Source organism: Kutzneria sp. NPDC052558, from assembly GCF_044547355.1.
In the GTDB taxonomy this organism is placed as follows: Bacteria; Actinomycetota; Actinomycetes; order Mycobacteriales; family Pseudonocardiaceae; genus Kutzneria.
On sequence record NZ_JBIUAG010000025.1, the window covers coordinates 151522 to 159666 of the forward strand.

At 71.9% G+C, this 8145-nt stretch carries 7 protein-coding genes; 5 read left to right on the forward strand and 2 right to left on the reverse strand.

What is annotated here, in order from left to right; all coding sequences use genetic code 11:
* Positions 1-37 precede the first annotated feature (37 nt).
* Together ACIG5F_RS35520 and ACIG5F_RS35525 are read left to right on the forward strand one after the other, a co-directional pair.
* Positions 38-2875, forward strand: coding sequence for a BTAD domain-containing putative transcriptional regulator (locus tag ACIG5F_RS35520; protein WP_396524340.1), 2838 nt, complete (start codon positions 38-40; stop codon positions 2873-2875).
* Positions 2876-2921: 46 nt separating this feature from the next.
* A complete protein-coding gene (locus ACIG5F_RS35525) occupies positions 2922-3581 on the forward strand; it encodes an IclR family transcriptional regulator (RefSeq protein ID WP_396524341.1) in 660 nt (219 codons plus the stop codon).
* A gap of 24 nt (positions 3582-3605) precedes the next feature.
* On the opposite strand, the gene ACIG5F_RS35530 is transcribed toward ACIG5F_RS35525, so the two are convergent.
* Positions 3606-4493 (reverse strand): N-acetylglucosamine kinase, encoded by an 888-nt coding sequence (locus tag ACIG5F_RS35530; protein ID WP_396524342.1) that lies wholly within the window; start codon positions 4491-4493, stop codon positions 3606-3608.
* Between the two features lie 62 nt (positions 4494-4555).
* On the opposite strand from ACIG5F_RS35530, the gene ACIG5F_RS35535 reads away from it, so the two are divergent.
* Complete coding sequence (locus ACIG5F_RS35535; protein ID WP_396524343.1) at positions 4556-6424, forward strand: ABC transporter ATP-binding protein; 1869 nt, start codon at positions 4556-4558, stop codon at positions 6422-6424.
* On the opposite strand, the gene ACIG5F_RS35540 is transcribed toward ACIG5F_RS35535, so the two are convergent.
* Positions 6421-6651 carry a hypothetical protein gene (locus ACIG5F_RS35540; protein WP_396524344.1) on the reverse strand — a complete coding sequence of 77 codons (231 nt, stop codon included), beginning with the start codon at positions 6649-6651 and terminating at the stop codon, positions 6421-6423. The two genes, ACIG5F_RS35535 and ACIG5F_RS35540, sit on opposite strands and share 4 nt — an antisense overlap.
* Before the next feature lie 61 nt (positions 6652-6712).
* On the opposite strand from ACIG5F_RS35540, the gene ACIG5F_RS35545 reads away from it, so the two are divergent.
* Both ACIG5F_RS35545 and ACIG5F_RS35550 read left to right on the forward strand, forming a co-directional pair.
* Positions 6713-7309, forward strand: coding sequence for a TetR/AcrR family transcriptional regulator (locus ACIG5F_RS35545; protein WP_396524345.1), 597 nt, complete (start codon positions 6713-6715; stop codon positions 7307-7309).
* Between the two features lie 50 nt (positions 7310-7359).
* The gene (locus ACIG5F_RS35550; RefSeq protein ID WP_396524346.1) at positions 7360-7770 is read left to right on the forward strand and encodes a glyoxalase superfamily protein; all 411 of its coding nucleotides are present in this window, start codon (positions 7360-7362) and stop codon (positions 7768-7770) included.
* Positions 7771-8145 lie beyond the last annotated feature (375 nt).

Below are 8145 nucleotides of genomic sequence, written 5' to 3' on the forward strand. Positions count from 1 at the left end.
ATAGCGGCACGGGGCGAGGGCGAGCGGAACGGTGGCTATGGACGGCGGGGGTAGCACGGGAACGGCCGTCCAGGTGCTGGGCCGGATCCAGGTGCTCGTCAACGGCGCGGAAGTGGAACTGGGGCCATCAGGGCCGCGCTCGGTGTTCGCGGTGTTGGCCTTGCGCGCCAACACAACCGTCACGCTCGATGAGCTGATCGCCGCGCTGTGGGGCGACACGCCGCCGCGGACCGCCGAGGGCGGCATCTACTCGCACGTCTCGACGCTGCGCAAGGCGCTGGAGCCGGGCCGTGGCCGCAAGGACGAGCCGCGCGTGCTGACCAGCAGCCGGGCCGGCTACTCCTTGGTGTTGCCGCCGGAGGCCGTGGACGCCTTCCGGTTCGAGACCGAGGCGTCCGAGGCTCGCCGCCGCTGGGCGGCCAACGACTTCGACGCTGCGCTGATCCATTGCGACCGCGCGCTGCGGGAGTGGGGCGGGCCGCCGCTGGGCGGGGCGGCCGGGCCGTTCGCCGAGGCCGAGCGGGCCCGTCTGGAGCTGCTGGAGCTGGACCTGCTGGAGCTGCGGTGCGCGGCGCTGCTGGAGACCGGGGCGGCCGGGGCCGCGGCCGCCGCGCTGACCACGCTCACCGCCGAGCACCCGTTGCGGGAACGGCTGCACGAGCTGCTGATGCTCGCGCTCGGCCGCAGCGGCCGGCAGGCCGAGGCAATCGGCGTGTACCAACGGCTTCGGGCTCGTCTGATCGATGAGCTGGGCGTGGAGCCCGGCCCGGCGACACGCCGGGTGCACGAGCAGCTGCTGGCCGGCGACGACACCACGCCGATCGAGCCCGGGCCTCGCGTCGTGCCGGCCCAGTTGCCGCACGGCGTCTCGGAGTTCACCGGCCGTGAAGCCGAGTTGCGGCGGCTGGGCGAGCTCTGCGCGGAGGCCGCCGGCGCGACGCACGGCGGGTCGGTGGTGATCTCGGCCATCGACGGCGGGGCCGGCGTCGGCAAGACCGCGCTGGCCGTGCACCTCGCGTACCGGGTGGTCAAGCAGTTCCCCGACGGCCAGCTGTTCCTCGATCTGCGCGGCTTCGACCCGCACCTGGCGCCGGTCACGCCGGAAGACGCGTTGGGGCATCTGTTGCGCGGCCTCGGCGCGAAGTCCGACGGCCAGTACACCGGGATCGCGGCCCAGTCGGCGCTGTACCGGTCGCTGCTGGCCGGGCGACGGGTGTTGGTGGTGCTGGACAACGCCGTCAGCGCCGAGCAGGTCCGCCCGCTGCTGCCGGCCTCGCCCGGCTGCCTGGCCCTGGTGACCAGCCGCAACCGGCTGGCCGGGCTGGTGGCCCTTGACGGCGCCAGCCGGCTCAGCCTCGACGTGCTCCAGCCGTCGGAGTCGTTGGCGCTGCTGAGCCGGATCCTGGCGACGGCGCGGGTGGAGGCCGACCTCGCCGACGTGCGGGCGCTGGCCGAGCTGTGCGGTCATCTGCCGCTGGCGCTGCGGATCGCGGCCGAACGTGTGCTCAGCCTCGACCACCACGACGTCGCGCATCTGGTCGAGGAGTTGCGCACGGAACGGGACCGGCTGGACGCACTGTCCACATTGGACGACGAGTCCTCGGTGATCAGGACCGTGTTCTCCTGGTCGTACCAGTCGCTGAAACCCGTTGAGGCGCAGGCGTTCCGGCGGCTCGGCCTGCACCCGTCGGTCGAGTTCGACGTGGCCGAGGCAGCCGCCCTGCTCGACGCGTCCGCGCCGGAGACCCGGCGGCTGCTGGCCGGGCTGGCCCAGTCGCACCTGCTGGAGCCGGTCGCCCGCGACCGCTATCGGTTCCACGACCTGCTGCGGATCTACGCCGCCGAGTGCGCGGAGCGCGACGAGTCCCCGGTGGCGGTCAAGCAGGCTGTGCGGCGGCTGCTGCGCTGGTGCCTGGCCTCGGCGGTGGCCGCCCGTGAGCTGCTGACCCCGGAGCTCGGTCCGATCGAGACGGAGCCGCCGAACCACCCGCCGTTCGCCCCGACCGGCTACGAGGACGCGCTGGCCTGGACCAACCGTGAGCTGCCGACCCTGATCGACGCGCTGCGGCTGGCCGTGGACCACGGCCTCGACGCGTACGCCGCCAAGATCGCCACCGCCCTCGGCGGCCTGTGCCACTGCACCAGCCGCTGGCCGGAATGGCTGCGGGTCACCGAGATCGGGCTGGCGGCGGCGTGGCGGGCCGGCGACCGGCTGTGCGAAGCCCGCCTCTACAACGACTCCGGGGTCGTGCACCACTTCCTCGGCCACGGCGACCAGGCCGTCTCCTACCACCGCAAGGCCGTCGACCTGCTGACCGAGCTGGCCGAGTCGGGCGAGGGCAACCAGGAGGCCATCGCCGCCAACCTGGCCGTCGCGTACCTGATGATGGGCATGCGGCTGGACGCGATGCCGCTGCTGATGGACGCCCTCGCGATCGCCCACCGGCAGGAGAACCTGTTCGTCGAGTCCGCCGTCTCGGAGGCGCTCAGCGCCGTGCTGTCCAGGCGGGGCCGGCACGACGAGGCGATCGAGCACGGGCTGCGCTGCGTGGAACTGGCCCGGCAGACCGGATCCGAGCACATGCTGGCCTACGGCATGGCCCAGGTCGGCGGTTCCTGCCTGCGCGCCGGCCGGGTCGAGGAGGCGGTCCGGCACTTCGACGACGCCCTCCAGCTGTGGCGCAGCCTGGGCGACCGCTGGGGCGAGGTGCACAGCATGCACGCCCTGGCCCGGGCGCTGCGCAAGGCCGGCGACCTGGACCGAGCCCGCGAGCTGCTCACCGAGGCGCTGGACATCGTGCGCGGGAGCGAGCGCCCCGGCGTCTACGACCGCGAGGTCGCCGAGATCCGAGCCCTGCTGGCCGTGATGTCTTGAGACACGACTGAGGTTTTGTTGAGGCGGCCCGCCGAGGCTGGTCGCCATGACCACCTGCACTCCCGCCGTCGACAAGGCGCTGATCGTGTTCGACGTGCTGCGCTCCGCCGAGGGCGCGGTGCGGCTGTCCGACCTGAGCCGACGCACCGGCCTGCCCAAGTCCAGCGTGCACCGCCTGTTGAGCGCCCTGATGAAGTCCGGTCTGGTGACGCGGTTGGGCGCGGGTTACGCCGCCACGGACCTCGCGCCGGCCGCCGAGGACAGTGGCCGCGCCCTGCGGCGGCTGGCCCCGTTCGTCGCCGATGTCGTGATGCGGACCCGATCGACGGCCAGCCTGGCCGTGCTCGACGGCGACGACGTGGTGTTCTCCCACCGCGTGCACGGCCACTGGGACGTGCGCATGCCCAGCGACGACCAGGGACGCGCGCCGGCCCGCCAGACCGCGGCCGGGCGCGTGCTGCTGGCCCTGGACCCGAGGTCGACGGACCGTGAGCTGGTGCGGATCCGCGATCGCGGCTTCGCCACCGTCGAACGGGACGGCGTCACCTGCGTCGCCGTGGCGGTGCCGCTGCGCGGGCAGCGAGTCGCGCTCACGGTTCGGGCCCGGACGGAACTCGTCGAGCTCGACCGCATGGTGTTCTGGCTGCGCACCGTCGCACAGGGCGCTGTGGAGAACGGAGCACATTTCATTGCCAGGAACGCATAGCGAACGAACCCCGGGTTCGACCACCTACAGGAGCCGGGCCAGCTTGGCCGCGCCGGCCGCCCCGTCCTCGGCGAACCGGACCGTGAGGCCGAACCGGTCGGTCACGCCGCCGGCCACCAGGGCCCGCAGCGGGCCTTCGGCCAGCAGCAGCCCGCCGGCCAGCACGACCTCGCGGTAGCCGGCGCCGGCCGGGTCGAGGGCGTCCACCGCGGCCAGCAGCAGCTCGGCCGCCTCGGTGACGATCTCCGCCGCCACCGAGTCGTCCGCGTAGAGGCCGGTGACCAGCGGCGCGAGCGTGGCCAGCCGCAGCGGCGGCTCGGCGTAGACGGCGCGTTCGATCGCCGCGGTGTCCGGCTCGGTGGCCAGGGCGTAGGAGACGAGGTCGAGCAGCTTGGTCGGGCGGCCGCGGCCGTCGAGCATGCGCAGCACCGCCCGCACCGCCTGCCGCCCGATCCAGAACCCGGAACCCTCGTCGCCCAGCAGCCAGCCGTTGCCGTCGATGTGCCGCTTGAGCCGCCAGTCCCGCAGCTCGGCGGCCGCCGCCCCGGTGCCGGACAGCACCAGCACGCCGTCGGGCACCCGGCTGCCGGCGGCGAAGGCCACCTCGGTGTCGCCCAGCACCACCGGTGCCGCCTTCAGGCCCACCTCGGCCGCCACCCGCTTGATCTCGTCCAGCAACGGCCGGCCGACAGTGGGCCCACCGGCGAGCCCGATCACCGAAGCGGTCACCTTCGCGGCAGAATGGTTGCCGAGCGCCTGCCGGAACGCCTCCGCCAGCTGCCGGCCGGCCTGCTCGATCCCGTGCACGACCGGGTTGGCTCCAGCGGTCCTGCCGGCGCCGAGCACCTCGCCGTTCGCGTCGACCAGCACAGCCCTGGTGTTCGAACCGCCCGCGTCGGCGCCGAGGTACATGGAATAGAAGAGTAGACGGCTCGGTTCCCCGGTCGTCACAACGTTGGAGGAGTCGGGGGATCATGGATTCGTCGTGGATGTTCATGCGCGGCGCGATGGCCAGGGCGGACGCCCCCGCCCAGGTGCGCCGCGGCACCATGCGCCGGGTGCTGGAGTTCGCCCGGCCGCACTGGGGGAAGCTGACCGTGTTCCTCGGCCTGACGGTCGTGGACGCGGTGCTCGCGGTCAGCACGCCGGTGCTGGCCGGCCGGGTGGTGGACGCGATCATCAACCACGCCGCGATCAGCGTGGTCGTGGGGCTGGCGGCGCTGATCGCGCTGGTGGCCGTGGTCAGCGCCGGCACCAGCCTGGTGGAGCGCTGGCAGTCCTCGCGCATCGGCGAGGGCCTCATCTACGACCTGCGGCGCGCGGTGTTCGAGCACGTGCAGCGCATGCCGATCGCGTTCTTCACCCGCACGCGCACGGGCGCGCTGGTCAGCCGGCTCAACAACGACGTGATCGGGGCCCAGCGGGCGTTCACGTCCTCGCTGTCCGGCCTGGTCACCAACGTGATCCAGTTGGCGCTGTCGCTGGTGGTCATGCTGTCGCTGTCGTGGCAGGTCACGGTGCTGGCCCTGGTGCTGCTGCCGGCGTTCCTGTTGCCGGCGCGGCGGATGGGCGCGCGGATGGCCGGCCTGGAGCGGGAAGCCGCCGGGCTCAACGCGGGCATGACCAACCAGATGACCGAACGCTTCTCCGCCCCCGGGGCCACGCTGGTGAAGCTGTTCGGCCGGCCCAAGGCCGAGGCGGCCGAGTTCGGCGACAAGGCCCGGCGGGTGCGGGACATCGGCATCCGGACCGCGATGGCGTCACGCTGGTTCCTCACCGGCATGTCGCTGCTGCCGACCATCGCCCAGGCATTGGTCTACGGGGTCGGCGGCTGGCTGGCGCTGACCGGTCAGATCGAGGCCGGCACCGTCGTGTCGCTGGCGCTGCTGCTGACCCGGCTCTACACGCCGCTGACCGCGCTGGCCAACGCCCGGGTCGACATCATGACCGCCCTGGTGTCGTTCGAGCGGGTCTTCGAGGTGTTGGACGTGCGGCCGATGATCGTCGAGTCGTCCCGGCCCGTGCCGCTGCCCGCCGGGCCGGTGTCGGTGGAGTTCGACGACGTGCGGTTCGGCTACCCGGCGGCCGACCAGGTGTCGCTGGCCTCGCTGGAGTCCGTGGCCACCTTGGACACCCGGGGCGGGCAGGAAGTGTTGCACGGCATCAGCTTCCGGGCCGAGGCCGGGCAGCTGGTGGCCCTGGTCGGATCCTCGGGGGCCGGCAAGTCCACCATCGCCTCGCTGGTGCCCCGGCTCTACGACACGGTGTCCGGCGCGGTCCGTCTGTCCGATGTGGACGTACGCCAGCTGTCGTTCGACGACGTCCGGGACGCCGTCGGCGTGGTCACGCAGGACGGGCACCTGTTCCACGACACCATCGAGGCCAACCTCCGGTACGCGCAACCCGGGGCCAGCACTGAGGAACTGTGGGACGCCATCGAGCGGGCCCGGCTCGGCGACCTGATCCGAAGCCTGCCCGACGGCCTGGAGACCGTGGTCGGCGAGCGCGGCTACCGGCTGTCCGGCGGCGAGCGGCAGCGGCTGACCATCGCCCGGCTGCTGCTGGCCCGGCCCCGCGTGGTGATCCTCGACGAGGCCACCGCGCACCTGGACTCCGAGTCCGAGGTGGCGGTGCAGGCCGCCCTGACCGAGGCTCTGCAGGGCCGGACCGCGCTGGTCATCGCCCACCGGCTGTCCACCATCCGGGCCGCCGACCAGATCCTCGTCATCGAGGACGGGCAGGTGGTGGAACGCGGCGCCCATGCCTCGCTGATGGCGGCGAACGGCCGTTACGCCGAGCTGCACAACACCCAGTTCCGCGAGGAGCCCAGTGCCGCCGTCTAGTTCACAAGGCCCTTCTTCTTGGCGTTCTCCAGCTGCCACAACGCGGCGAAGCAGGCGACGAGCACGGCCCCGGCCACGATCAGCGACGCCGGGTCCGGCAGCAGCAGCGGCAGGGCCAGGCCGCTCACGTGCCAGCCCGTCAGCTTGAACACGAAGGGCAGGATGCCCGAGTGGATCCCGATGCACGCGGCCACGCCTTCCAGGGCCTCGTGGGTCTGCTTGGTCATGCCTACACCCCCATGGCTTTTTATGATGCGATCGCACCATAACAGATCGTGAGGAGCTCCGGTGCCCAAAGTCGTCGACCACGACCAGCGACGGCGCGAGATCGCCGCCGCCGTCTGGCGCCTGGCCAGCGGGCAGGGCCTGGAGTCGGTCAGCCTCCGCCAGGTCGCCGCCGAGGCCGGCGTGTCCATGCGGCTCGTGCAGTACTACTTCGAGACCAAGGACCGGATGCTGCTGTTCGCCCTCCAACACCTCAACGAGGTGCTGGAGAGCCGGGTCCGCACCGCGCTGGGCGGCGAGCCCACCCCACGGCAGATCATCCGCACCACCCTCGCCGAGCTCGTCCCCTCCGACGAGCACGGCCGCATGGTGTCGCTCGTGTTCATCGCGTACTTCGTGCGGGCACTGGCCGACCCGGTCTTCGGCGCCGCCTTCCAGGGCGACGGCGCCGACGAGCTCGCCGCCTACTTCGCCGGTCTCATCCGGGAGTCCCAGGCCGCCGGCCGCACCCCCGCCGACCTCCACCCCGAACGCGAGGTCGCCACCCTCATGGCCGTCGCCAACGGCATGGGCCCCGACGTGCTGCTCGGCACCGTCACCGCCGAGGAGGTCATGGCCACCCTCGACTACAACCTCGACCGCGTCTTCCCGCCGGCTTGATCTTGTCGCCATCCGCGCTGCGCGGGAACGCATGTGGCAGGGTGTCCGCCGTGGAGCTGAAGCTCGAACTTGTGCTGCTGCCCGTCGCCGACGTCGACCGGGCCAAGGCCTTCTACGCCGACCAGTGCGGCTTCGCCGTGCACGTCGACCACCGGGCAGGCGACAACTTTCGCGTCGTCCAGATGGATCCCCCCGGCTCCTCCTGCTCCATCGCCTTCGGCGTCGGCATCACCGACGCCACCCCCGGGTCCGTCCGGGGACTCCACCTCGTCGTGTCCGACATCGTCGCCGTGCGCGACCAGCTCGTGGCCCAGGGACTCGACGTGAGCGAAGTCCGGCACATGAAAGACGGCTGGCAGCCCGGCGTCGACCCCGACCACACCGACTACAACTCCTTCGCCGACTTCGCCGACCCCGACGGGAACACCTGGGTGCTCCAGGAAAAGGGCTACGGGGGTTAGGGGTTAGGGATTAGGGGTTAGCGGTTAGCGGTTAGCGGTTAGCGGTTAGGTTGCCCTGGTCCCGGTCTGAAGGCTGGTTGTGCTTCTTGTGCCCACGCCGCGCGGTTGCCGGGTGATGAGGTTTGCGGTGAGGGGTTGGGCGTTGTTCGACTGAAGGGCAAGGTCTGCTTTGTGGGGTGGGGGGGCGTTGTGTGGTTGGAGATGGGGTGGGGCGGTGGGTTGGTGGCTCCGGGTGGATTTTGTGTGGAGGCCTCTGGGCGATGGCGTATCGAGGCGCTATCGGGCAGGCTCCGCCTGCCTCGATACGCAAGAAGCTTATGCCATCGCCCCCCTCCACACAAAATCCACCCACCGATTTTCGAAGTGGAAAGCCTG